This window comes from Simiduia curdlanivorans, assembly GCF_030409605.1.
Lineage (GTDB): Bacteria > Pseudomonadota > Gammaproteobacteria > Pseudomonadales > Cellvibrionaceae > Simiduia > Simiduia curdlanivorans.
On sequence record NZ_JAUFQG010000004.1, the window covers coordinates 1700587 to 1727216 of the forward strand.

At 50.5% G+C, this 26630-nt stretch carries 20 protein-coding genes; 13 read left to right on the forward strand and 7 right to left on the reverse strand.

Annotated elements, in window-relative coordinates; all coding sequences use genetic code 11:
* Window positions 1–208 precede the first annotated feature (208 nt).
* Window positions 209–1102: an SPFH domain-containing protein gene (locus QWY82_RS07630; protein WP_290261038.1), complete on the reverse strand. Its 894-nt coding sequence runs from the start codon at window positions 1100–1102 to the stop codon at window positions 209–211.
* A gap of 147 nt (window positions 1103–1249) precedes the next feature.
* Window positions 1250–1570: a MazG-like family protein gene (locus QWY82_RS07635; RefSeq protein ID WP_290261039.1), complete on the reverse strand. Its 321-nt coding sequence runs from the start codon at window positions 1568–1570 to the stop codon at window positions 1250–1252.
* A gap of 345 nt (window positions 1571–1915) precedes the next feature.
* On the opposite strand from QWY82_RS07635, the gene QWY82_RS07640 reads away from it, so the two are divergent.
* A complete protein-coding gene (locus QWY82_RS07640; protein ID WP_290261041.1) occupies window positions 1916–5035 on the forward strand; it encodes a hybrid sensor histidine kinase/response regulator in 3120 nt (1039 codons plus the stop codon).
* An 88-nt stretch (window positions 5036–5123) separates the two neighbouring features.
* Here QWY82_RS07640 and QWY82_RS07645 read toward each other — a convergent pair whose 3' ends face one another.
* Window positions 5124–5417: a hypothetical protein gene (locus QWY82_RS07645; RefSeq protein WP_290261042.1), complete on the reverse strand. Its 294-nt coding sequence runs from the start codon at window positions 5415–5417 to the stop codon at window positions 5124–5126.
* Window positions 5418–5658: 241 nt separating this feature from the next.
* Between QWY82_RS07645 and QWY82_RS07650 the strand changes: the two genes are divergently transcribed.
* From QWY82_RS07650 to QWY82_RS07685, 8 genes are all read left to right on the forward strand, one after another.
* Complete coding sequence (locus QWY82_RS07650; RefSeq protein WP_290261043.1) at window positions 5659–6153, forward strand: hypothetical protein; 495 nt, start codon at window positions 5659–5661, stop codon at window positions 6151–6153.
* Window positions 6154–6249: 96 nt separating this feature from the next.
* Window positions 6250–7353: a phosphoribosylaminoimidazolesuccinocarboxamide synthase gene (locus QWY82_RS07655; RefSeq protein WP_290261044.1), complete on the forward strand. Its 1104-nt coding sequence runs from the start codon at window positions 6250–6252 to the stop codon at window positions 7351–7353.
* A 90-nt stretch (window positions 7354–7443) separates the two neighbouring features.
* Window positions 7444–8262, forward strand: coding sequence for a prolyl hydroxylase family protein (locus QWY82_RS07660; RefSeq protein WP_290261045.1), 819 nt, complete (start codon window positions 7444–7446; stop codon window positions 8260–8262).
* A gap of 109 nt (window positions 8263–8371) precedes the next feature.
* Window positions 8372–8800 (forward strand): hypothetical protein, encoded by a 429-nt coding sequence (locus QWY82_RS07665; RefSeq protein ID WP_290261046.1) that lies wholly within the window; start codon window positions 8372–8374, stop codon window positions 8798–8800.
* An 84-nt stretch (window positions 8801–8884) separates the two neighbouring features.
* The gene (locus tag QWY82_RS07670; RefSeq protein ID WP_290261047.1) at window positions 8885–10609 is read left to right on the forward strand and encodes an efflux RND transporter periplasmic adaptor subunit; all 1725 of its coding nucleotides are present in this window, start codon (window positions 8885–8887) and stop codon (window positions 10607–10609) included.
* Complete coding sequence (locus QWY82_RS07675; protein ID WP_290261049.1) at window positions 10606–13719, forward strand: efflux RND transporter permease subunit; 3114 nt, start codon at window positions 10606–10608, stop codon at window positions 13717–13719. Before QWY82_RS07670 ends, QWY82_RS07675 begins: the two co-directional genes overlap by 4 nt.
* A 123-nt stretch (window positions 13720–13842) precedes the next feature.
* Window positions 13843–14538, forward strand: coding sequence for a heparan-alpha-glucosaminide N-acetyltransferase (locus tag QWY82_RS07680; RefSeq protein ID WP_290261051.1), 696 nt, complete (start codon window positions 13843–13845; stop codon window positions 14536–14538).
* A gap of 92 nt (window positions 14539–14630) precedes the next feature.
* Window positions 14631–15101 carry an alpha/beta hydrolase fold domain-containing protein gene (locus tag QWY82_RS07685; RefSeq protein ID WP_290261052.1) on the forward strand — a complete coding sequence of 157 codons (471 nt, stop codon included), beginning with the start codon at window positions 14631–14633 and terminating at the stop codon, window positions 15099–15101.
* Window positions 15102–15268: 167 nt separating this feature from the next.
* On the opposite strand, the gene QWY82_RS07690 is transcribed toward QWY82_RS07685, so the two are convergent.
* A complete protein-coding gene (locus tag QWY82_RS07690; RefSeq protein WP_290261053.1) occupies window positions 15269–17509 on the reverse strand; it encodes a TonB-dependent receptor in 2241 nt (746 codons plus the stop codon).
* Between the two features lie 255 nt (window positions 17510–17764).
* Between QWY82_RS07690 and QWY82_RS07695 the strand changes: the two genes are divergently transcribed.
* The 4 genes from QWY82_RS07695 (at window position 17765) to QWY82_RS07710 (ending at window position 23100) form a co-directional block, all read left to right on the forward strand.
* Complete coding sequence (locus tag QWY82_RS07695; RefSeq protein ID WP_290261054.1) at window positions 17765–18787, forward strand: AraC family transcriptional regulator; 1023 nt, start codon at window positions 17765–17767, stop codon at window positions 18785–18787.
* A 106-nt stretch (window positions 18788–18893) separates the two neighbouring features.
* Window positions 18894–20069, forward strand: a complete 1176-nt coding sequence (locus tag QWY82_RS07700; protein WP_290261055.1) for a hydroxymethylglutaryl-CoA reductase — start codon at window positions 18894–18896, stop codon at window positions 20067–20069.
* A gap of 45 nt (window positions 20070–20114) precedes the next feature.
* Window positions 20115–21461 (forward strand): spinster family MFS transporter, encoded by a 1347-nt coding sequence (locus QWY82_RS07705; protein ID WP_290261058.1) that lies wholly within the window; start codon window positions 20115–20117, stop codon window positions 21459–21461.
* A gap of 1 nt (window position 21462) precedes the next feature.
* A complete protein-coding gene (locus QWY82_RS07710; RefSeq protein WP_290261059.1) occupies window positions 21463–23100 on the forward strand; it encodes an AMP-binding protein in 1638 nt (545 codons plus the stop codon).
* A 58-nt stretch (window positions 23101–23158) separates the two neighbouring features.
* Here the strand turns inward: QWY82_RS07710 and QWY82_RS07715 are convergent, their stop codons facing one another.
* From QWY82_RS07715 to QWY82_RS07725, 3 genes are read right to left on the reverse strand one after another with little or no spacing between them, the layout of a single operon-like run.
* Entirely contained in the window at window positions 23159–23614 is a 456-nt protein-coding gene (locus QWY82_RS07715; RefSeq protein ID WP_290261060.1) for an acyl-CoA thioesterase, read from the reverse strand.
* An 8-nt stretch (window positions 23615–23622) separates the two neighbouring features.
* The gene (locus QWY82_RS07720) at window positions 23623–24780 is read right to left on the reverse strand and encodes an iron-containing alcohol dehydrogenase (RefSeq protein WP_290261061.1); all 1158 of its coding nucleotides are present in this window, start codon (window positions 24778–24780) and stop codon (window positions 23623–23625) included.
* Between the two features lie 7 nt (window positions 24781–24787).
* Window positions 24788–26563: an acyl-CoA dehydrogenase C-terminal domain-containing protein gene (locus tag QWY82_RS07725; protein ID WP_290261062.1), complete on the reverse strand. Its 1776-nt coding sequence runs from the start codon at window positions 26561–26563 to the stop codon at window positions 24788–24790.
* Window positions 26564–26630: the final 67 nt, after the last annotated feature.

The following is a 26630-nucleotide window of genomic DNA, read 5'->3' on the forward strand; positions in this document are numbered from 1 at the left end:
GCTAGTACCCTATTGGCACTAGGCTTGTGAAATAGTCGCATTTATTAGGGTGTATTGCGTCGATAGATCTGTATAGACGAATCTAAGCGGTGTTTCCTGAAGGTTTAGTGCAGCATGGCGCCCTAGGCAGGGTCTTGCTGGATCGATCACCGCGCCTAGCGCAGTGATCGAGAGGGTTTGTTTTCCTATTGAAAAGGGGCTGGTTACTTTAAGGCTTGCTGTTCATATTCATCAGCAGGCTTTGCCCCTCCCCCAGCACTGTTTGCGGTAATCTACCATCCCAGTTCTGTGCTTTGGTGAGTTCGACAATGAGCGGATTATTTTTCAGCGCTTCGGCTTTGGCGCGAATGGCATCGGCTTCGGCCAAACCTTTCATGCGGATGGATTCGGCTTGCGCCTCGGCTTCGGCTTTGATTTTGTAGGCTTCACCGTCAGCTATGGCCTTGGCCGAGTCGCGCGATGCCTCCGCTGTGTTCACATCCCGCTGCGCTTCCAATTTTTGCCTCGCCAATTTGTGCTGCTCGGCATCGGCTAAGTTCTTCTCCGTTTGCTTGGTTTGTATGGAGATCAAATATTGCGCTGGCAATATAATGTTTTCGATTTGCACTGAGTCAATTTTCACCGGAAAACCATCGAGATCTTTGGTGAGTGCCGCTTCTATTTCGGTGACCGCGCGGCTGCGATCTTGAATGAGTTGCTCAGCGGTATAGTGGGGTAGCACATCTTTTGTAGCCGCTCTGAAACGCGGATCTAGGATGCGCGATTCGAACTGATCTAGCCCGCCATACCTTTTATAAAGATCCAAGGCGCTATCGCGGTGCACAGTCCAGTTGAGCGACACCTCGGCGGTCAAGGGCATTTGTTCTTTCGAGGAGCTGGGCATCTGCTCGACATTCTTGCGGGTGCGAATCTCGATCTCTTGCACAGTGTCGACAAAGGGCACCTTGGCGTGTAAGCCGGGGCTGGTTTGCTCTTTTGCCTCTGAGAAGCGCTTCACGATGCCGACGTGTCCCTCTTCTACGGTATAGCAACTGGACATGCCAAATATGCACAGTAGGAGAACTGAAGCGAGTGCGATAACCTGAGTTTTACTGATAGACATTACCTAACTTCCTGGTGGTGTTAATTCCTTAGGGACAATCAAGCTTAGTGCCTGACTGTCAGATATGCGGGTGCGGGCGAGATAATATCACAGCGCCACGAATGGGCGCTTGCATAGGTGTTGCAAAGATTGTTGCGGAGAGCCTTGCTAATCCGGTGCGCCTTGGTGGTCGCGCGCGTCGCGTTCGGCTTTGTTTACAATGGCCTGTTCCAAATCGATACCGGTGCGGTTGGCGAGTGCCATCAGATAGAAAAAGGTTTCGGCGATTTCATTTTCGATGGTTTCCCGACTTTTTGGGATGCGCCCCAAGGAAATGGATTCCTCTTCCGTGATCCATTGGTAGTGTTGTAGTACCTTGGCGGCGCTAACGGTGAGCGCCGAGGCGAGATTTTTTGGCGTGTGAAAAACCTGCCAGTCATTGTCTTCACAGAGATCGTTGTACTGCTGAAGTATCTGTTTTAAATCCATGCTAAGCCTCGGTTATTTTAATGCCATATTCAATGCGTCAAAGTGGCCAGTTACTATGACTTGTACAGTAGCTTGTGGTCAATTTCTCTGCAAGCCCGATGTTTTGTCTTGCGGACAGGTCGGTAGCCGTTGTTTTTACTCAGGTTTAACCGCTTTATCCCATAATCTATCGGCGGGCAGCTTAAATCTTTGCTTAAATTAAAGATTATCAACATTTCAGTGGATGGATGTACAAATTTGAACTTGTGGCGAAAACGCACAATAAGTTTTAGCGGTTTATACCCGTGGCTCTTGTGTTTGTGTTGTCTTGCGGTCCTATGGGTTCTACGCTACCTGCAATTGCCGTTGGCTATCTGGTTGCCGCTGGTGGGTGGGTTGTTGATAGTGTGTGCCTATGTTTGGCAGCGTGGCATCCTGCAGGCGCAAGCAGAGTGCGCTTATCTAAAAGCCAGCTGCAGTGCCCCGAATACCGATGACAGGGCTCAGGCGCAGCGCAATGCCATTGCCAGCCTCGCCGCCGATGCCGATTATGCGTCGAGCGACATTCAGTGCGTGAGCCGGCGGTTAACAAAAATTTTGTCCGATGTTATTCAGGTTGAGCGCGCCAGTATTTGGCTGTTTTCGCCGTCGGGCGACTACTTTGATTGTGTTGCGCTGTTCGATGCCGGTGTGGCACAGGATACAACGGGTGTGCAGTTGGAGGTGAAATCCTTTCCGCGTTATTTTGACGCGCTCAGAAAAGATAGCCGTATCTATGCTAACGACGCCGTGAGCGACTCTCGCACCAACGAATTTACCGATATTTATTTAAAGCCATTGAGCATTTCCGCTATGTTGGATGCCGGCGTGGTGGTTGACGGTCAACTCGTGGGCGCCATTTGCCTAGAACATCGTCATGGTATAAGGCAGTGGCAGCCAGATGAGGAGGCCTTTGCGAGTTTAGTGGCTACTTTAGTAGCACAAAAGCTCGTCGCGGTAGAAAAGTTTCAGGCGCTCAATGATTTAGCGTTAACAAATCAACGTTTACAACATGTTTTAGATGCGGCCTCAGAAATTTCAGTTATTGCAACTGATGCCCAAGGTATTATTACGCTGTTCAATAAAGGCGCTGAAAATCTACTGGGTTACACTGCCGATGAAATGCTATTTAAACAAACCCCAGCCATCATTCATCTGGAGTCTGAAGTCATTGAGCACGGGAAGGAATTATCGGCCGAATTAGGTGAGACGATTGAAGGTTTTGAAGTCTTCGTTGCGAAAGCCCGTCGCGGCAGTTATGAGGAGCGCGAGTGGACCTATGTGCGCAAGGATGGCAGCCATGTTCCAGTACTCTTAACGGTTACCGCTATTCGCGATGAGGCTGGCGAAATGGTTGGGCTGTTGGGTGTAGCATCCGATATGACAGAAAGGCGTCGGCACCAATTGGCCTTGGAGCAGCACAATCGTGATCTCGCAATTGCCAATGAACAGGCCAAGCAACTGATACGGGACGCGGATCGAGCCAACGAGGCAAAGAGTGAGTTTCTGGCCAGTATGAGTCATGAAATCAGAACGCCGATGAATGGTGTTCTGGGAATGTTGCACCTGATTGGTCGCGAGTCATTGAAGCCGTCTCAGCAGCATTATTTAGATTTGGCCAGCTCCAGTGCACGTGCGCTTTTGAGTGTCATCAATGACATTTTAGACTTTTCCAAAATAGATGCCAAAAAACTAACGCTCGAAGTGCTTGAGTTTGATTTGATTGCATTGCTCAGCGATATCGGTAAGTCAATGGCGATACGGGCCCAAGAAAATGGCGTTTCATTGGTGTTAGATTTGTCTGACATTCAGCTCGAACAAGTCAAAGGCGACCCTCATCGGTTGCGCCAAGTCATTACTAATTTATTAGGCAACGCCGTTAAATTTACTGAGCAGGGCGACATATTATTGCGTGCTACCTTGAGTCAGAAAGACGGCAGGCACTGGCTATCGGTGTCTGTGATCGATTCGGGTGTAGGCGTGCCTGAGGATAAATTATCGGCATTGTTTGCGCCTTTTTTTCAGGCTGACTCATCGAATACTCGGCGTTTTGGTGGCACCGGCCTAGGTTTGGTTATCAGCAAACAGCTAGTGGAGTTAATGGGCGGTAGTATCGGTGCGGAAAGTAAAGTGGGCGAGGGTAGTCATTTCTTTTTTACCTTGCCTCTTGAGCCTATGTCAGCCCAGTCAGGCGTTGCAGAGGATGAAACTTCCAGCCAGGTTTTGCTGGTCGATCAGAGTCCGCCAAGTCGCGCTGTGGTATTAGCCGAGCTTATGTTGTTGGGCTGCCGAGTCAGTATTGCAGATTCGATTGCCGATGCGATGAGTAAATATCAATGCGAAAAATTCTCTCTCTTATTGGTTGATGAGTCTCTTTGTATGGATATTGATAAGTTGCTTACACAAAAGAATTTACTTATCTATATCCTCACTAACATGGGGCATCAGGGCGATATTCCCGCGTATAGCGCAGGCTACATTCACCGGCCGGTATCGCGCAATGATTTGCGCCAAGCCTTAGGTATTGATGTGGCCAAAAAGCGGATACTTATCGCGGCGGGGGCCGAGCCAACAGGTGAGCGCAAGCTAGGGCGAAGTGCACGCATTCTTTTAGTGGAAGATAATATTATCAACCAACAGGTGGCGTTAGGTTTGCTTGCCGATTTGGGATTAACGGTTACCTTTGCGAAGGATGGCATTGAGGCTCTGGCCTTAGTTGAAAATTCTACACTGCCTTTTGATTTGATTCTTATGGATTGCCAGATGCCGCGTATGGATGGCTTTCAGGCCACGCGCAAGATTCGTGACCTAGCGCCGCCTATAGGCCAAGTGCCTATTATCGCAATGACCGCTAATGCCATGTCTGGTGACCGCGAATATTGTATCGCCGCGGGTATGAACGATTACATTGCCAAGCCCATTGAGCCTGATTTCTTAGCAGATCGCATATCTTATTGGCTTGCTCAGGTCGTTAATAAGGATGAAATCCAGTCTTCGTCAGCAGCTTTAGGGGCTCAGGTGAATGGCCAGAAAGCGCAGTTTAATCATGTCAGCGTGCCAGAGGCTAAGGTGTCAATGGAGGTTTTAAAGGTTTGGAACTTCGATGCGGCCTTGGGTCGGGTACGGGGTAAACCCGAGCGGCTTGTCATGTTGATTTCGCTTTTTCAGCAAGATATGCCAGCGCGTATGACAGCTATCCAATCGGCGTTACATCTGTGTCAATTTGATGAGATGGCTAAGTTGGCGCATCAAGTCAAAGGGGTGGCTGGAAATCTTAGTGCTGAACTACTTGCGCAAACAGCCGCGGCGTTAGAAGTTAACTGTAACATGGAGGCAATATCGGAAACCGCAATCGCGGCGATGGTGAGTGAGTTAGATCGCCGCTATGAAAGAGTCATCGCGGAATTCGAACGCTATGTGCTGTCCTATGAAGGCGAAGCGGAATAATAAAAGAGCAATAAAGGGGCAATAAAAACGCAATAAAAAAGGCTCCTAAAAAGGAGCCTTTCATTTATAAGGAGTAATGGGCAGCGCGTTATGCGTTGGCCATGCGCTCTTTATAGGCGCGTACTGCACTGTTAAACGTGTCTGCAATTTTTTCCATTTCTTCTACCATGGCGTTGTGGCGCGAGGCGTTGCCTTTTACGCAATCGATGTAACCATTGGCTGCATCTAGGTAGGCTTTAACATCGTTCTTCGCCTTGATCATCTGCGCCGTTACCGCGCTGGCAGGATCGGGCAGCTCAGGTGCCGTTGGCTTATCGCAGGCAGCAAATGCGCTGGTAGATAGTGCAAAGAAAGTTACAAACGCAGCAAGAAATTTAGTCACAGAACATCTCCAATTAAAATCAATGACCGGTAGGTCTCGAACACGCGGGCACTATAGCCATAGGAAACTTTTGCTGCCAATACCGTTTTTGAATGGTTTTTGCATTATCTATGCTTGCATCTAAACCGTTATGCAATTTTGGTTGGTAAACCTTGCTATTTATAGATGAGTGGCTGGCTTAGCCGGTACGCAGGCGATACTATCCCTGTTTGTTACTGATTAGTGGGATTGAGGATTCGTTATGCGTTTAATTGTCGGTTTGGTGTCTGTGTTGAGTATGACAGGTGTTTATGCGGATTGTGCATCAGAACTGGACGATGCTGAGCGCTTGTCGTGTTTTGATCGGCTGGCCCAATGTCAGCGCTTAGGTCAGGCAGATCAGCGCTTGGCTTGTTATAAACAGGGTGGCCCAACGCAGGCGGCTACAAGCGACACGCCTGCTCCAGCCTCAGATATAGCCTCAGCCGTCGAAGCGGCTTTCCCTGCGCCAAGGGCTCGAGATACCGTGGAAGAAGAGACACCAGAAATTCATTCATCAATTGTGGCATTGCAGAAAGACGCGCGAGGCTACTTTTATTTGACCCTTGCCAATGGTCATGTGTGGCGGGAAAAAGAAAATGTGCGCAACCGCTATAAAGAAGGGGATTTGATTGTAATCAGCAAGGGCGCACTTAATTCCAACCAATTGCGCATAGTCGACAAGGGCAGAATGGTTAGAGTTGAGCGGTATAAATAGACCCGTGCAGTCAGTCCCCGCAATCTGCTAAAATCTCGCTTTTTCACGGCCCGAAAGCTCACTTTGGGCCGGCTCCTTTTGCCTTAGGAATTCCCCATGAGTCTTGCCCACCAAGTATTGGCCGTAAACGATGACTTGCCGATCCGCACCGATAAGCCGGTACACAGCGGCAAGGTGCGCTCTGTCTATTGGCTGAGTGCCGAAGACAGCAAGCGTTTGATTGCCCAGAAGGGCTACGATGTGGCACCCGATGCACCCCTGGCGATTATGGTTATCAGCGATCGCATTTCGGCTTTTGACTGCATTTGGACGGGTGAGGGTGGCGTGCGCGGCGTGCCGGGCAAGGGGGCTGCGCTCAATGCCATCTCTAATCATTGGTTTCGCCTGTTTAAGTCGCAGGGCCTGGCTGACAGCCATATCCTGGATATTCCGCACCCCTTTGTGTGGGTGGTGCAAAAGGCTAGGCCGGTGATGGTTGAAGCGATTTGTCGCCAATACATCACGGGCTCCATGTGGCGTGCCTATAGCAAGGGCGAGCGGGATTTTTGTGGCATTTTGTTGCCCGACGGCTTGGTGCGAGATCAGAAATTGCCCGAGTTACTGATGACGCCGTCTACCAAAGGTATTTTGCGCGGCATCCCAGGCGTGCCCGAGGCGGACGATGTCAACATCACCCGCAAAAATTTGGAAGATAACACGGCCGCTTTTGGCTTTAAAAATAGCGCCGATATCGGCGTGTATGAAACCTTATTGAGGCAGGGTTTTGGCGTAATTAGTGATGCATTAAAGCGTATCGATCAGATTTTCGTGGATACCAAGTTTGAGTTTGGCTACGTCAAAGACAGCAAGGGTAACGAGAAACTTATCTATATGGACGAAGTGGGTACACCGGATTCCTCCCGTATTTGGGATGCAAAAGAGTACGCTAAAGGTAAGATTTTGGAAAATTCGAAAGAAGGCTTCCGGCAATTTTTGCTCAACCACTTCCCCGACCCCGATATCATGCTCAATAAAGACCGCATGAAAGAGCGCGAAGCCCTAGCCCGCGATAACGAATTACCGATGCAGGCGCTGATGGATGTTTCCACTACTTATACCGATATTGCCGAGAAGGTCACCGGTCAGCCGATTGTGTTATCGGATAACCCTAAGGCTGAGATAGTTCAAGTACTGAATGATAAGTTTGGTTTGATTGTGTAGTGTCGACTGGCTGAAAGGCGTTTGCATAATAAGGCTGCCGGTGGCAGCCTTTATTTTTTTGCTGCCTCTTGAGAGAAATGAACGATGGCGATGAATCAAGATTGGCTGGATTGGACCGCGACCAATTTAGCCCGCGGCTGTAGCCCGGCTGAACTGTGTGATATTTTGCGCAGTCACGGTTTTGTCGAGGCCGAAATTCGCCAGGCCATGGCCGGCCAATATCCCCTTGAGCCGAAGGACCACGGCATAGACTATGCAGCCTTGGCGCAACCTCAATTATTGCAGCGCCTAGCGGCATTGGGCGGCCACCTATACCCAGACGAACGCTTACAACTGGTGGTGTTACCCAAGTTTTTGTCCGTTGACGAGTGCGAGCGGATCATGGCCTTGATGGATTCGAAGCTAAGACCCTCAACGGTCACCACGGGCAATCTTCACTACGGCTATCGCACCAGTAGCACCTGTGATCTGGGGCAGATGGGTGAGCCGTTTATCGCGGCCATCGACCAGAAGATTGCCGATACTTTGGGCATAAACGAGGCCTGGGCTGAAACCACCCAAGGTCAGAAGTATTTAGTCGGCCAAGAGTTTAAGGCCCATACGGACTATTTTCAGCCCAGCACACCGGAATACGCCAAGTTTGCCGGCGAGCGCGGGCAGCGTAGCTGGACCTTTATGATTTACCTCAATGACACGAAACAGGGTGGCGCCACGCGGTTTACCAAATTGCAAAAAGAGTTTCTGCCGGAACAGGGCAGCGCCTTAATCTGGAATAACTTGTTATCCTCAGGCGCGCCCAATCCGATGACCGAGCACCACGGCATGCCGGTGGTCGAAGGTTATAAATCGATCATTACCAAGTGGTTTCGCGACCGCGGCCCGGGCGGCATGTGCGCCCGCGAACCCTAGATCGGCTGGAGCTATTCAGTGAGATCCATCGGTTCGGGCATGGCGCCAGTGCTTTCCATTCTAGGGTGATGAGGCTATCATTCCAACATTTCCTGCACGGATAAACCCAATGACATTGCGCGCGCGGCAACTTGCAGTATTGACCCTGTTGCTCACCTTCTCGGTGCAGCTACTGGCGTCTGCCGTGCCGCCTTGCGCCATGTTGAGCAGCGGTGCAGACGCGCTAGTGACCCCGCCAGATGATGCCAGGCCGATGCAGCAGGTCGCCGGCCACGAGGGTATGAATCATGCTGATATGGGGCATGGCGAGGCGACGCGAAACGACCGCGCCGGCTCGGCCGCTATGGCCTGCTGTGAATCCGAGCAGGGTTGTGCGACGGATAGTTGCGATATGGATAGTTGCATCATGGCGCCCGCGGTGCCCAGTTTGATGTACACCCCGGTCGATGTTGCGTTAAATACCAAGCCTGCCACGGCGGTTCAATTTGCCTTTGCGCATTTTCTCGAGCCGCGCTTTCATCCCCCTCGATCCGCCTAACCTAGGACAAGTCCGTCCAAAATATGCCTGTGACTGCAAGCGCGCTTGCAGTGTTTATCTATAGCTTTAGGTTAGGTGCAACACATGAAATTTCTTCTTGGACTCGCGATGGGTGTCGGGTCGGCAGCATTGGTAATAATGCTATGGCTCAACACACCACACATCGAGCAAAGCCACGATAAAAAGCCGCTTTATTGGGTGGCGCCCATGGATGATAACTACCGGCGCGACGGCCCGGGTAAGTCGCCCATGGGCATGGATCTTATTCCCGTGTACGAAACGGCGAATAGCAACCCCGGCAGCGTAGAAATTTCACCCGCGGTGGAAAATAATTTGGGCGTGCGCACGGCGACAGTGCAAAAGCGAAAGCTCGATTCGAGCATCTCGACCGTGGGTTACGTGGGCTACGATCAGGATACCTTGGTGCATCTGCACCCTCGAGTTGAGGGCTGGGTCGAGAGGCTTTATGTCAAGGCTGAGGGTGATCCGGTTCGCCAAGGCCAAGCGCTGTATGACTTATATTCCCCCGAGTTGGTTAGCGCCCAGGAAGATCTTATGTTGGCACTGAGTCGCGGTGAGTTGCGCCTCATCGAGGGTGCGAAGAGTCGATTGCGGGCGCTAAAACTGGCGGAAAAAACCATCGACGCCTTAGTGCAGAGCCGAAAAGTGATGCAGACGGTGACCTACTACGCACCGCAAGCGGGTGTGGTGGAATCCCTGTCTATACGGGAAGGCTTTTATGTACAGCCCGGCAGTACGCTAATGAGTATTGGCGGCTTAGATACGGTGTGGATAGAAGCCGACGTCTTCGCCCAACAAACCCATTTAATGCGCGCCGGATTAGCGGTTGATATTCAAGTGCCACACTTGCCGGGGCGGCATTTTACGGGTGAATTAGCCTATGTATATCCCTCGCTTAATGCCGACACACGCACCCTGCGCGTGCGCATTCGGTTTAATAATCGCGACCGGTTACTGCTGCCGAATATGTTCGCCCAGCTGCGCATCAGCGGTGATATTGGCCCCGAGGTGCTAACGCTGCCGCGAGCAGCGGTGATTCGCACCGGGATTCAAAACCGCGTGGTGCTGGCGCTTGGCAAGGGCCGGTTTAAGTCCGTGGCTGTGCAGCTCGGCAAAATGGATCAAGACTATATTGAAATCACCGACGGCTTGGCGGTTGGCGATTTAGTGGTCGTTTCTGGCCAGTTTTTATTGGACTCTGAATCGAGCAAGCACTCAGATTTTCTGCGCATGGGTAGTGTTGATGCGGAGCCAAAGGCTGTCTGGGTGCAAGGTCAAGTACACGCCGTTGATCTCGTTGAACGCAAGGCCAGGGTTGATCATCAGGCCGTGACGGCTTGGGGCTGGCCGACCATGGTGATGGATTTCACCGTCGCCGATGGGGTTGAACTCGAGGCCTTGCCAGTGCACGTCAATCTAGAATTTGAACTGACTAAGCAAGCGGGAAATGTTGTTATTACCGCAACCCGTGCCGCCAGTGAAACCTCCGACCAACTCATGAGTGCCAACCTTGCCGAAGTGGACGGCACCGTGAATCATCTCAATAGCAAAACACGCATTGCCAATATCAGCCGCGCTGCCATAAAAAAATGGAACCGACCGGCGGCGACCGTCAATTTCCGTGTCGCGGATGACATTGATATTACTGCGCTTAAAGCGGGACAAAAAATCCGCTTTCAATTTTTAGTCAACGAAGGTGAGTTTATTCTACAAAAAATTGTGTCGAGCCAGCGCGAAATACCGACGCCGATGGATCACAGCGCGCACCAGCACGGGGGCCAGCTATGATCGCTGCAACTATTCGTTGGTCGGTCGCTAACCGGTTTTTGGTGTTGTTGGCTACCTTTGTCATTGTTGGCGCCGGCTTTTATGCGGTGCGCCATACGCCCGTTGATGCGATTCCGGATTTATCCGATATTCAAGTCATCGTTAAAACCAGCTATCCGGGGCAAGCACCACAGGTGGTGCAAGATCAGGTGACCTATCCACTCACCACCGCGTTATTGTCGGTACCAGGCGCGGAAACCGTGCGCGGTTTTTCTTTTTTTGGCGACTCCTATGTATATGTCATCTTCAAAGAAAACACCGATCTGTATTGGGCGAGGTCCCGCGTTCTGGAATATTTAAGCCAAGTGGCGCCGCGCTTGCCGGCTGGAGCCACACCACAGCTCGGGCCCGACGCCACCGGCGTGGGTTGGGTATTTATCTATGCCTTGGTCGACCCAACTGGCCAGCACGATTTGAGCCAATTGCGCAGTTTACAAGACTGGTTTTTAAAATTTGAATTGCAATCGCTACCCGGTGTTGCTGAGGTCGCCACCGTGGGCGGTATGGTGCGGCAATATCAGGTGCAGGTCGATCCGCAAAAGCTACGCGCCTTTGGTATACCGCTGGCTATGGTGCAGGCGGCCATAGAGCGCGGCAATCAAGAGGTAGGTGCGTCGGTTATTGAAATGGCCGAAGCGGAATATATGTTGCGCGCCACCGGTTATATTTCCAACTTGCAAGACTTGGAAACCATACCGCTCACCGTCAATAGCAAGGGCGTACCGGTATTATTGCGCGACGTTGCCGACATTCAGCTGGGCCCTGATATGCGTCGCGGTGTGGCGGAGCTTAATGGCGAGGGTGAAACCGTAGGCGGTATCGTTGCCATGCGCTTCGGTGAAAATGCGCTGACCACTATCGATCAGGTCAAGGCGCGTTTAGCCGCATTATCATCGAGTTTGCCCGAGGGCGTAGAAGTGGTCACCGTTTACGACCGATCCGCACTGATTCACCGCGCGGTGAATAATCTTTGGCATAAACTCGCCGAAGAGCTCGCCATGGTGGCCTTGGTGTGTATGATCTTTTTGTTGCATGTGCGTTCCTCCATCGTGGCCATGGTGAGCTTACCGGTTGGCATACTGGTGGCATTTATCATCATGCACCTGCAAGGTTTGAACGCCAATATCATGTCCTTAGGCGGCATCGCCATTGCCATTGGCGCGATGATCGATGGCGCTATTGTGCTAATCGAAAACATGCACAAGCACATGGAGAAAACCCCCTTAACCGATAAAAACCGTTGGCAGGTGGTTATCGATAGCGCGGTGGAAGTTGGGCCGGCGCTATTTTTTAGCTTGCTGATTATTACCGTGAGTTTTATTCCCGTGTTTACCTTAGAGGCGCAAGAGGGGCGACTTTTTGCACCGCTGGCGTTTACCAAAACCTATGCCATGGCGGCCAGTGCTGCACTCGCCATTACCTTGGTGCCGGTACTGATGGGCTATTTTGTTCGCGGCAAGGTTAAATCAGAGTCGCAAAACCCGGTGAACCGTTTTTTCCTCGCTGGCTATTTGCCGCTGTTAACCTTCGTGCTGCGCTTTCCTAAGGCCACCTTGCTGTGCGCGGGCATTTTGGTTCTCACCAGTATTTGGCCACTGCAAAAATTGGGCAGTGAATTTATGCCGGCCTTGGATGAGGGCGACTTGATGTATATGCCCACCACTTACGAAAGTATTTCTATCGGTAAGGCGCGCGAGCTGTTGCAGCAAACCGATAAACTCATTAAAACCTTACCAGAGGTTGAAACTGTATTTGGTAAAGTGGGGCGCGCCGATACTGCCACTGATCCGGCCCCGCTGACGATGATTGAAACCTTCATTCAGCTAAAGCCGAAGGCACAATGGCGCCCGGGCGTGACACTGGAATCGCTGAAGCAAGAACTCAATGCGCTAGTGTCGTTCCCCGGCGTGACCAATGCCTGGGTCATGCCGATAAAGACCCGCATCGATATGCTCGCCACCGGCATAAAAACCCCGGTTGGTATTAAAGTGGCAGGGCCGGATTTAGCGGTGATACAGGGTATTGGCGCGCAGCTAGAAACCCTGCTTGAAAAACTGCCCGGTACCCTGTCGGTTTATTCAGAACGAGCCGCCAACGGGCGCTATATATCGCTACAAATACAGCGCGAAAAAGCGGCGCGGTTTGGCTTGAATATAGGCGACGTGCAGCAAGTTATTGGCACGGCCGTGGGTGGTCGCAACGTTAGCGAAACAGTGGAAGGCCAAGAGCGTTACCCGATTAATCTGCGCTATCCGCAACAGTATCGGGATTCACCCGAGCAGCTTGCCTTGCTGCCTATTGTCACCCCAGGTGGTCAGCACATCACCCTTGGCGATATTGCCGATATCGTGATTGAAGAGGGCGCGGCCGGTATTAAAAGTGAGAATGCGCGCCTGAATGGATGGACTTTTATCGACATAGACGACGTGGACGTAGGCAGTTATGTGCAAGCCGGTCAAACATTATTGGACGATAATTTAATCTTGCCGCCAGGCTATTCCCTCACCTGGGCGGGTCAATACCAATATCTAGAGCGGGCCAAAGATAAACTGAAATATCTGATACCCTTAACGCTGGTTATCATCGTCATTTTGCTCTACCTCTGTTTTCGCAATCTCACCCAAGTGGCTATGCTGATGGGCACACTGCCCTTGGCGCTGGTGGGTAGTTTATGGTTTATCTACGGCTTAGGTTTCGATCTGTCGGTGGCGGTGGGGGTGGGTATGATTGCGCTCGCGGGTGTTGCTGTTGAAACCGGCGTCATTATGTTGGTGTATCTGGATCAAGCTTGGGCGCAATTGCGTCAACAGACAGAGCGGCCCAGTTTGCAAAAGCTCACCGAGGCTGTAATTGAAGGGGCTGCGCTGCGTTTGCGGCCAAAACTGATGACAGCGGCGGCTACCATTATTGGTTTAGTGCCCATCCTCTACGGAAGCGGCACAGGCTCAGAGATCATGAGCCGACTTGCAGCGCCCATGGTGGGTGGTATGGTGAGCTCTGTGTTATTAACTTTGTTTGTCTTGCCTGTTGTCTATCTAATGTGGCGCAAGCGCGAATTAGAATATGATTAGCGGCAAGCGGCAAGCGGCAAGCGGCAAGCGGCAAGCGGCAAGCGGCAAGCGGCAAGCGGCAAGCGGCAAGCAGCAAGCAGCAAGCAAAAAGCAAAAAGCAAAAAGTGAATAGAGCGGTTCATAATGAAAAATCGAAATGTCACTGTTGATTTAATAAGAACCTTGGCCATCGTGTTAATGGTGGTCTTTCATTTTATTTACGATCTGCGCAGCTTCGGTTATGTGGCCTGGGATATTCCCGACGGCGCCGGTTGGAAGCAGTTTCGCTATGTCATCTTAACTTTGTTTTTTATCTGCGTTGGTATTGGCTTGGCCTATGTGCATGGGAAGCAAACCCAGTGGCGAGGCTTCTTGCGCAGATTCATGCAAGTGTCAGTTGGCGCGGCGCTGGTGACGGCTATGTCTTTGGTGATGTTTCCGAAAAACTGGATCTACTTTGGCGTGCTGCATTTTATTGCCTTGGCAAGCCTTCTCGCCCTACCTTTAGCGCGCCGCCCGCAAGTGGCCCTGTGGTTTGGCCTGCTGTTTATCGCGGCCTTTAATATGGGGTGGATTAGCAGTCGTTGGCCATTTATCTATATTGGCCAATGGTTGCCAAGCTATGCCAACGATTTTGTCCCGATTATTCCCTGGTTCGGTGTTGTGTGCTTGGGAATATTTTTAGGCCATAGCAGGTGGTTGGCGCGCGACCCGCTAGGCATGATCAAACTTAAACGCTGGCAGGCGTGGCCGGGCAAGCACAGTTTATTGGTGTATTTGATTCATCAACCGATATTAATTGGCTTGTTGACGGTTTTTAATTATCTAATGGTCAAGTGAGCGCTGTCAGTTACTGCCTTTTCGCTGGCAAGTTAAGCATAACGCCTTAAATCCGAAAAAAAATTTATAGCAGGCTCGAGCTCTGGGGAAATTTGGCGCCTGCCATCGCGTTGAAAGTCCGAGATGAACATGGTCTCGCCCTGGCAGGTCAACTTCTTTTTTATCCTGTACTGGATTATCGCTGTGTAACACCTTCGATGTATAAGAATGCTGACGCACCTGTATGGACAGGGAAAAATTGTCGGGATATGTGGCGGCAGTATCTCAACCTTACCCCAGCAGAAATGTCGGCTACCCAGGTGAGCTATTACGCTTCGCCGGCAATGGCGAGTGACTTAACGGGGCTACCGGCGACTTATATTTCGCGCTGTGAATTTGATCCGCTGTGTGATGAGGCAGAGGTATTTGCTAAGCGCTTAAGCGATGCTGGTATTCAAGTCGAAAGTGTTTTCCATGCGTCTACTGTGCACGGTTTCGATCTCCTGCTTCCCATCGCCTTAAGCCGTCAGGCAATTGCAATGGGTGTTGCCGCTGCTCGATCTTTTATTGACATAGATACTTGAGTGAGGGCTATTAGTTATCTGCGTTTTCTGCGCATATAAAAAAGCCGCCATAGGAATGGCGGCAACTGCATAGTGACTTAACTATGCATGGCAGGAATCAAACCGTGCTCCTGCCGAGAGAGCCGATCGCCGGAGAGCGACCGGTAAAACACCAAGCGAGTATTGACTTAAAAGTTATAGGTCAAGTCTACTCCGTAGGTTCGCCCCTTGTTGAGTGGCGCGAAACTGCCGCCTAGTGGAACAGGGCCTAAGACGGCTGGTAGCTGGGTGTCACCGCCGTGGTTGACGCTATTGAGTAAGTTGTTAGCGTATAGACCTAACACCCAGTGTTCATCGTTACTGTGGAAGTCGATGCCCGCATTGAGAATTTCCTGTTCATTGATGGTGCCGAGATTATTGTCGGTATAGGCCGATGCATCGCGGAAGCCAAAGCTAAGTCTCGATGACATATAACCCCAATTGCCTAAACCTAAATCGTGGTTGATTCCGATGCTATAGGTAAGTTTTGCGGCTCGTGGTAAATCCAATGATTTATCAGCGTCATCGATAATTCCGTCGCCATTTAAGTCATAGAAAAGCTTATCGTAGCCGGCGTCAGTTAAGCCAACGGAGGCATTTAAAACCAGATTTTGTGTCAATGCATAGGTGCCATCGAGCTCCAAGCCCATGATTGTTGCATCAGCTGTGTTGCGAATAACTTGAACAACGCCGGCAAAGGGATCTGACAAATTGATTTCTCTTTGCATATCGGAGATTCGATTATAGAAGACAGCACCGTTAATACGCAGCTTGTTGTCTAGGTCGGATTTAAAGCCAATTTCAAAGCTATCGACAGTTTCTTCATCGAAGGGACCAGGAGCCTCTGTAATAGAGGCGTTTCGCAAGTTATAGCCGCCCGACCGCTGGCCGCGAGTTAGGCTTGTGTAAACCATGGTATCGGCTGAAATAAAATAAGTTAGGCCTATTTTTGGTGAAAAACTTGACCATGTTTTATCGTCGATAAAATCTAAGGTGCAGGTATTTTCCAAGACGTTACAGGGGCTATTGCTGTTTAGGATAAGTGTTGCAATTTCGGCTTCTTTCTTTTCTTCTGTATAGCGGCCGCCTAAGGTTAATAGTAGACTTTCAGTGAGGGAGTAATCTGCGGCTAAGAAGAGCGCGGCGGTTTCCACTGTGTAGTTACCGCCACCGTCGAGTGTGCTGGCGCCATTCAGATAGCTGCGGCTCTCGTGGTAGTTAAGTTCGTTGGTGAAGTAATAGATACCCGTAGTTACCTCCAAGTTCTCGTTAACCTGTGCGTTGTAGCGTAGCTCGTTACTAAACTGCTCTGCATCCAGCGCTGCATCCGAGTGAAACAATGAGAGTGGCGATGCATCAATATCGCCTCGCGAGGGCGCAGATGATTGACGCCAGCCGGCAATGTTTGTCAGAGTGCCTATGCCTACTTCCCAGTTGACTTCCAAACTTGCTAGATCAGAATCGACTAAATAGAAACCCTCTTCGTTCACGGAGAAGTCGTGTTCATCGCGGTCGAAGTTACCCCAGCTCCCATCAACGCCGCTGCCGTTGGTATGACTTTGAGCAGCGGGACCGCTAGCATCCAATTCATAGTGTTCATAGCGAAGTGTTGCGTCCAGGTTTTCGTTGGGTTCCCATGCCAGTACTACGCGAGCCATTTTGGTTTCAGAACCACCGAAAGCTTCGTCGTTGTAGCTATTTTTAAACCAGCCTTGATCGTCGTTATAGTAGGCAACCAGTTTGCCGGCAAGGGTATCCGTTAAGCCACCGCTCACGCTTGCCATGAGATAGGCGTTGGGTTTTTCGCCGCCGCCTTCAACCGCCGTCCGAACGGTTGCTTCTGTTTCCTGGGTTGGCTTTTTGGTGTTAATCAATACAGCGCCGCCCGTGACATTACGGCCGAATAAAATACCTTGCGGCCCGCGCAATATTTCGATGCTGGCTAAATCGAAGGTATCGAAAATAATGCCGTTGTTTACGCCCATATAAACACCGTCAACAAAGATGCCAACGGTTGGGTCAATAGAAGGAATTGAACTATTAATACCTAAGCCGCGAATAGAGAAGTTTGCGGTGCCCTTGGTTGTGCCTGCGTCGTCCATTGCAACATTGGGTAGCCCCACGGACAGGCTAGTTAGATTTCGCACTTTTAACGCCTGCAACTGTTGCTCGCCAATGGCCGCCACAGAGAGCGGCGCGTCTTGTGCGCTTTCCGCTTTTTTGCGCGCGGTTACGACTATCTCTTCGAGTAATGTTGAGCTAACTGATCGCTTTGTTTCTTGCGCGACAGTCAGGGTGGAATGGCTTGCAGCAAGACAGACTCCCAACGCAATGCTGGTTAAGGGTAGACGTCTGGATGAACCTGGGTGATGCTCTTTCATTGATCTCATTATTGTGCTCTCCAATGGGGTGCAATTTTTAGTGTTTTAAAGCCCCGTCTGATTGAGTCAGACAAATAGATGCTATGCATTATGGTCAACGGAGCGTTATTCCTAGGGCGCCAATTACGTTAGCTTTTTTTGCCAGCGATGCATTGCGAGTAGCCGTTATGTGTGTGTTAGACTCAGGCTGAAGAGCGGGAATAAAAACATTATAAAGTCTGCGAATAAGCCTTATCACAGACACTGATAAATACCGGGATTCTCATGGCTAATGGTCCAGATGTTATTGGTTGCTGGTTGACGTTATTTGCCAGTGCGTTATCTAGCTATAATATAGATGCGCCGGCGTTTTTAACGGAGCAAGGCGTTGATTATGCAAAGGCTTCCGATCCCAATTATCGGTTGCCGGTTGTTATTATGGCGCAACTTTGGCATGCGGCAGTGGCGCAAACTGGCGATAAAACCTTTGGCTTAAAAGCGGGCACATTCGTAACCCCCATGACCTTCAGCGCTCTAGGTGTCGCACTCTGGAGTTGTTGCACCATTCGCGATCATTTCAACTGCTTGGTGCGTTACATGCACGTATTCACCAACGCGGTCGATATTTCAGTGGAAGAGACCCATGAATATCTCATTACCACCAGTCGTTTAAGGCATGAAGGTGGTCGAAGCGCAGCATCGGATTATGCACAAGATGCGGTGTATGCCGCCATGATCACCCTCAGCCGGTCCCATTACAAATCAGATTTTTCCATGGTAAAGCTCGAGCTTACTCGAGCCCAACCTGACGATGAGGCGCCATACCTGGCGCTGTTTCGCTGTCCGGTAACCTTTGGCCACCCGTTGAGTCGGGCTTGGTATAAGCGCTCCGATGTCGATGTTGCTATTCCTGGCTGCAATAGAGAAATGGCAAACGCGACGGAGAAGTTAGCCCAAGATTATTTGGCCAAGCTCGAGTTAAAAAATGCAGATCTACAGCATCGTGTGCAAGATATGATTGTCAATTTGATGCCGCAAGGTGAGGCCACCTTAGAGCGAGTGGCCGATCTTCTTCATATGAGCTCGCGCACATTGCACAGGAAGCTGGAGGCTGAAAATTCCAGCTTTCGCCTGGAAGTTGAGGCTGTCAGGCAGCGCTTGGCGCGCGAGTATATGTTGGATAATAGCCTTTCCTTGGGCGATATAAGCTTCCTATTAGGCTTCTCAAGTTCGAGTAACTTTACCCGAGCATTTCGCCGTTGGACGGGAAAAACACCGCAGGATTTTCGTCAGATACAGTTTTACTGATTGGCAAAATAAGTAAAATCAGTTGTCCATTTTGGAATAACCAAAAAATATTACGCGACTTAACCTAACACACTTGAATTCTGTCATTCGAGTTGAAGGTTTTTGTATGTCTCGTGCCCCAAGTATTCCTCGCTCCAGTATAAACGACTATAGCCTTGATCAAGCCACTGAACGGCGGGAGTTTTTACGCGCTAAAACCGGTGTGCCGTTGTCGGCAGTTGGAAATTACAGTCTCGATCCTAATTTGGTTAACGGTAACATCGAAAATTTCATCGGCACTTTACAAATGCCTTTGGGTGTTGCTGGACCGTTAAAAATCCAGGGTGAAGCCGCTCAGGGTGATTTCTATATCCCACTAGCGACCACCGAGGGAACACTGGTCGCAAGCTACAGCCGCGGCATGCGGGTTATCTCAGAATGTGGTGGTTGTAAAACGGCGGTGACCCGTCACGCCATGCAAAGAGCGCCCGTATTTCTGCTTGGGGATGTACATGTCGCTAAGCGGTTTAGCGCTTGGTTGGCGGAAAATTTTCAGCGAATAAAGTCTGTGGCTGAATCCACCACCCGAAGCGGCAAGTTATTTGAGGTAGAGCAATACGCTGTCGGTAATATGATTTATACCCGATTCAATTACACCACCGGTGATGCCGCCGGGCAAAACATGACCGGTAAGGCTACGTTCGCCGCCTGTGAGTGGATTGTTGAAAATTGTCCATTGTCATTGAAATACTTGCTCTCCGGTTCAGTTGATACCGATAAAAAGCATTCCGCGATGAATTTAATTCGCACCCGTGGGAAACGTGTTATTGCTGAAGTTGTTATAAAAAATGATGTGGCAAAGCGCCTGCTTGGTGTGGATACCGCGACACTTTTTCGGGCTCGACAAATTTCCAACACCGGCAGTTTTCAGGCCGGATCTATTTATAATGGCCCGCACTCGGCGAACGGTATTGCTGCGTTATTTATTGCAACCGGCCAAGACGAAGCGAATGTTGCCGAGTCTCATGCCGGCATTACCCATAGTCAGCTATTGGACAATGGCGATTACTATTGGTCGGTTACGCTACCAGCGGTTATTTGTGGCACCTATGGTGGCGGCACTGCGTTGCCTGGGCAGCGCGAATGTTTGGAAATAATGGATTGTTACGGCGCCGGCAAAGCTGACAAGTTTGCAGAAATAATAGCGGCGGTGGTGCTTGCTGGCGATATCTCTCTTGGCAGCGCGGTGTTGGCGGGAGACTGGGTCTCCAGCCATGAGCAGTACGGTCGAAATCGCAAGTAATACAGGCTGTTTTGTTCTAAGAATTTGAATAATAAAGAGGTGAGTATGAACATCCCGCTATCAGGCGAGAATCCGTCATTAAGTGTAATTAACCCCTATGACACCCCTCGTTATCGCAGTTATGTGTTGGCGATGTTGACCTTGACCTATGTATTTAACTTTGTCGACCGGCAAATTATCGCCATATTGCAAGACCCAATTAAACTGGAATTTGGTTTATCGGATACTCAGTTAGGTCTCTTGAATGGACTTGCTTTTGCCGCTTTTTATGTCGGCTTTGGCTTGCCCATTGCGCGTTGGGCCGACGCGGGTGTACGCCGTAACATCGTGGCTTTAGCGCTCGCCGTATGGAGCCTCATGACTGTATTTTGTGGCATGGCTCAAAATTATACGCAGTTGTTGCTCGCTCGCATTGGCGTGGGTGTTGGCGAGGCTGGTTGTAGCCCTCCAGCCCACTCCATGATCTCGGATATTTTTCCGCCTGCGCAACGAGCCACTGCCATGGGAACTTATTCACTGGGTGTGAATTTTGGCATTTTAATTGGATTTATAGCGGGCGGCTGGCTTAACGAAGTCTATGGCTGGCGCGTTGCGCTGATGGCGGTTGGTGCTCCGGGGATAATTTTAGCTGTCTGGCTTCGTCTAACTGTGCGTGAGCCCCTGCGTGGATTTTCAGATACAGGAAGCCAGAAAGCGATAATTGCATCGGGTGAAAAATTAGTTCCTCTGGCTCAGGTGTTTGAGTATCTGTGGTCTTTCAAAAGTGCGCGTTGGTTGGTTTTTGCCTGCGCTTTAACCAGTGTGGGTGGCTATGGTTTGGCGAACTGGATGCCATCTTTTTTAATTCGAAGTCACGGCATGGGCACGGCAGAACTGGGCGTTTGGCTGGCGCTTATAGCCGGTGTTGGCGGTGGGTTAGGCACGTTCTTTGGCGGCTACTTAGCGGATGTATTAAGTAAGCGCGATGGGCGTTGGGTGCTTTGGTTGCCAGCTTTATCCCTAGCCTTAGCGCTGCCATTTTTATTTTTAACATTCGTACTGTCGGAAAAGCTATCCACGCTGCTGATTTACATATTTCCCGCCAGTGTTATTTCCATATATTTAGGGCCGTCCTTGGCAACGATTCATCGGCTGGCACCGAATCGAATGCGGGCTATGGCATCGGCTCTGCTATTTCTGGTTATTAATATCATTGGCTTAGGTGTCGGCCCTGTTGCTATCGGCATCTTGAGCGATATTTTGCAGCCCACATTACAAGAGCAAGCGTTGCGAACCGCACTGTTAGTGATGGTGTGTGGCGGTGTATTAGCGGGTGCTTTGTGTTTCTTCTTTGGCGCTAAACATCTTATCAGCGATCAAATTCGTGCAAGTCAGTACAACCTAGGTGAATAATATGGCGTTGGCAATTGAGTTGGCACCCACACCCTTAGAGAAATTCTATCACTGGGAAAAAGTCGCCAGTGATGCTGTGTTTCTAAGGCAATCGCGCAATGGCCAATGGTTGGATTACACCTGGTCTGAAGTTTCCGAAATGGTGCGGAGAGTGGCAGGCTTCATCGCGTCGCGCGAGCTAGAGCCTGGCGCGCGCATCGGGCTTGTGGCGTCTAATTGTGCCGAGTGGATGGTGATCGATTTAGCGATTATGTTGGCCGGGCATGTTAGCGTACCGCTCTACGCGGCGCAGGATCTTAACTCCGGGCGTTACATTTTAGATCATGCCGAAGTCAGTCTTGTGTTTATTGGCCGCTTTGCCCATGAGACGCAGGCCGACGAACTTTTTGGCTCAGACCTCTATCGAATAGGGTTAACAGATTGCCGAACGCCGTGTGATATTTCCCTTGTCGATATTTTGTTGGAGGCGCCCAGGTTTAATGAGTCGCCTGTCTATCCGCGCGCCCAGTTGTTTACCCTAATTTACACCTCGGGTACGACGGGAAACCCAAAAGGAGTGATGCATAATATTGGCGCCATTGCCGACGTGGTGCAAAGGCGTACCTTGTATTTGCCGTCAGCCGAACCCGGTGAACGTGAGCGCTTTATCTCTTATTTACCCCTGGCACATGTTGCTGAGCGCGCGGGTATCGCGTTGCGAGCGCTGTACGGCAATGCCGAGTTGGCTTTTTCTGCTGGGCAAGCAACCTTTGCTATGGAAATGCGTCAAATAAAACCCACCGGCTTCTTCGCCGTTCCTAGGCTATGGGAAAAGTTCCGTGAAAACTTACTTAACGCACAGCCAGATTTAATGGTTGATACATTGTCTGAAACTGAAAAGCTTCGCTTACAAAGCTTGTTGGGCTTAGACAAGGCACGCTATATCACGACCGGTGCAGCGGCAACACCACCAGAATTGTACCGTTGGTATAAAGCCATTGGGATTCGGTTAATAAATGCCTATGGTATGACGGAAAATTTAATTGATGGCTGTTTAAATATCAGTGATGCGGCATGCGACCCTGGCTGTGTTGGTAAACCTTTACCCGGGGTAAAATTGCGTTTCACTGAAGATGGAGAGGTGTGCTTTAAAAGTGCAGGCGTAATGGCCGGCTATTACAAAGATGAAGAAAAGTCTTCTCTTGTTTTGCACGACGGTTGGTATCACACAGGTGATAGAGGCTTTTTAGATGAGGAAGGGCGCTTAGTTTTAACCGGCCGGGTAGGAGATATCTTTAAAACCGGCAAGGGAAAATTCGTTAATCCACTCGATATTGAGCACAAGCTTTATGCTTGGCAATTGTTTGAACAGGTATGTGTGGTGGGCCAAGGTTTAGCGCAGCCAGTGGCAATTTTAGTGCCTAATCTTAGTGCCAGAAAGCTACCGAAAGCGCAGCTGGAACAAACGTTGAGACAGGGCTTGGTTAATATGAATAGCCAATTGGCGCCACATGAGCGAGTGTCGAATATCTGTATCGCATCAGAGGAATGGAGCGCCGATAGCGGGCTGCTGACGCCCACGCTGAAGATAAAGCGTCAGGCTGTGGCCGATCGCTACCTCGGTACGATCAACTTGAATTGCTTAGTGACTTGGCTCTAGTTCGTGACCTTACAGCTCTCTACCTGTTTGTTGCCTCGATAGCGATTACTTTGATTTTTTATCTTTCCAGCAGTGGCGTAACCGCGCGCCTAATACTGTCAGGTATGGGGCAGGGGCGCTGATTATCCCGGGCGACGAATACATGAACAAAATGACCGTAAGCGCATAAAGTATCTTTTCCCTCTTTAAAAATGCCCAGCTGATAGGTGATGGAGCTAGTCCCCAATTTTGCTACGGCTAGCCCAACCTCGATTTTCTCGGGGAAGCTTAGCGGCTGTAGGTAACTGCATTGTGAGTCGACCACGAAAGCAATGCATTCGCCTTGGTGAATATCTAATCCGCCATCGCTGATTAAAAATTGGTTTACTGCTGTGTCGAAGTAGGCGTAGTAGGTCACGTTATTCACATGGCCATAAATATCGTTATCGGCCCAGCGCGTATCGATAGGTTGAAAGCGTTGAAAGCTCGCGCGGCTAGGCTTGGCGTCGGGCTTGTGGTTGTTTGGCTTACTCATAGTTGGGCTCAATAAATCGATTGGTAAATTTTTAGCGCGTCGGCTTCGCTCATGGGCTTAGGGTTGTTGACCAATAACCGCTGTTGCAACATCGCATCGGCTGCCAATAGGGGTAAGCTGTCTAGGCTAATGTGAAGATCGCGCAGGCGGGTGGCTAATTGGGTGTTTTGAATAAGGTCATCTAGCGCGTTGATAAATTGCTCACACGCCTGCTCAGTATCTGGCGCAGGGTTAGCGACAAAAATATCGGCCAGCTGGGCGTAGAGTAAGTGCGCGTGGCTGGCGTTGAAACGCAATACGGCTGTCAACACTAGCGCATTGCTGAGGCCGTGCGGAATATGATAATGCCCACCCAATGGATAGGCGAGTGCATGTACAGCGGCGACCGGTGCATTGGCGAAGGCTTGGCCGGCAAGACAGGCGCCAAGCAGCATAGCGGCGCGCGCCTCCAAATTGGTTCCGTTGTTTACCGCGGTTAACAAATGGGTTGATAACAATGCGAGTGCCTGGCGTGCAAGAATGTCGGATAGAGGATTTTTCCTATGCGCGCTGGTGAAGGCTTCAATTGCATGCACCATAGCGTCAATACCTGTGGCCGCGGTAATGGCAGGTGGCAGGCCTAAGGTCAATTCTGGATCGAGCAAGGCTATATCAGGCAGTAATTTTTTCGAAACTATACCAGCCTTGGTGGTGCTGCCGGTGGTAATAATGGCAATGGGCGTAACTTCCGAGCCAGTGCCCGCGGTGGTGGGAATTTGAATGAGTGGCAAACGCAGGCCCGTCACTTTGTCCACGCCATAAATGTCGGCGAGTGTTTGCTGGCATTGTGGGTGGGCGAGCAGGGCCACAATTTTTGCTACATCCATTGAGCTGCCACCGCCTAGCCCGATAATGACATCCGCGTTTAGGGCTTTCGCCTTGGCTACCGCTGCGAGTACTGTTGCTTCCGCTGGATCTGCTTGCACATCGCTAAAGCATGCGTAGCTAGTTCCTGTTTTCTGTAAGGCCGCCTCCGCTTTATTAACCAAGCCTAATTTGACCAGACTTGCATCGCTGATAATTAGCACGGATTGGGCGTTCAGCCGTTGCGTGAATTGACCTAAATCGGCAATTAAACCTGGCTTCATCTCTATGCCTGGGCTGGTGTAAAAGCTAATGGATTGCATAGTGAACCTAAAAATGGCTGGTTTGAAATGTCAATGTTGTGCGCGTGTTGCTCAATAAAATTTGCATTAAACTGATGCAGCGAGGCAGTATGCGTTCAAAATAGAAATGCGCACATTGAATTTTTCCTTGTAGAAAATCTTGGTCGACATCTGAGCTGGCCAAATCTTCGTGCGCCGTTTGCGCTTGTTGCAGCCAGCACCACGCCAATAGAATATAGCTTGAAAAGTGTAGGAAGTCACAAGCGTTAAGGCTGAGTGAATCTGGATTTTCGAGACTGTTGGTGTGCATTAAACTTGCCATTTTCTGCCAGTGGTCGAGCCAGTGGTGCAGAGATTTCGCTAGTGGTGCGAGTTCGATGTTAGCTTGATATTGAACGCAATCTCGGCTTATTTCTTGTATTAACTCGCTGAGTGCTGCGCCCTCATCCGCTAAGATTTTTCGTTTGACGAGGTCCTGTGCCTGAATGCCGTTGGTGCCTTCATAGAGCTGGGTGATACGGCCATCGCGCACTAGTTGCTCCATGCCCCACTCTCGAATATAGCCATGCCCACCATAGATTTGCACGCCTAGATTGCTTACCTCCATGCTCATATCGGTAAAAAAGGCCTTCACTATGGGAATCAGCAGTGCAACGCGCGCGCCCGCTTGTTGGCGTATCGCTTGGCTGGCACCTCTGTGTTCAAGATCGAGCGCCATGGCGGTTTTCAACCCTAAAAGTCTGCTACCTTCTACTAAGGCTTTTTGCGTGAGTAGCATGCGCCGCACATCGCCGTGCATAATAATGGGGTCGGCAGCAAGCTCAGGATGTTTGGTTCCAGACAGGGCTCGGCATTGCAATCTATCGCGGGCGTAACGCAGCGCACCCTGGTAGGACTGAGCGGCTATGCCCAAACCTTGCAGGCCAACTTGAAAGCGGGCGTCGTTCATCATGGTAAACATGCAGGCTAAGCCCTGATTTTCTTGTCCAACTAAATAGCCCTCTGCGGCGTCGAAATTCATCACGCAAGTTGCGGCGCCTTTGATGCCCATTTTGTGCTCTATCGCGCCACAGCTGACGGTGTTTTCCTCATTGCGCGTAGGTAATATTTTGGGCACTAAAAATAGGCTGATTCCTTTCACACCGGCCGGTGCATCCGTCAGGCGGGCGAGCACCAAGTGAATAATATTTTCACTTAAATCTTGTTCGCCGCCGCTAATAAAAATTTTTGTGCCGCTGATGCTATAGCTGCCATCTTCGCCTCGCTTAGCGCTGGTGCGCAGCAGCGCGAGATCGGTGCCGGCGTGCGGTTCGGTCAGGCACATAGTGCCGGCCCATTGGCCACTCACGAGTTTGGCTAAGTAGGTTTGTTTGAGCGACTCGCTGCCATGGGCATTGAGTGCCAACACCACGCCCTCGGTTAAGCCCGAATAAATACGGAAGGCAAGGTTGGCACTCATAAGCATTTCGTGAAAGGGCGTAGCTAGCAGCGCGGGCAAGCCTTGGCCATCAAAGGCCTCGGGCCCCGTCATGGCCGCCCAGCCAGCATCGCAATAGGCTTTATAGGCTGCCGCAAAGCCCCTGGGTGTACTGACTTTACCGCCACTGAACGTCGCCTCTTCTTCATCGCCTACACTGTTAAGTGGTGCTACAACATTGCTGGCGTAGCGGGCTCCTTCCTCTAGAATCGCGTCGGCTAATGCTCGATTGATCTCCGTTAGTCCGAGTGACGCGCAATGTTGTTCGAAATTGAGTAGGCTGTGGAGCAGGAACTGAAAATCTTTTAACGGTGCTTGGTATTCCATGGGGTGCCCATAACGGTGTATAAGTGACAGGCACCACTCTAGGCAATCTTTGCTCAGATGAGGAATC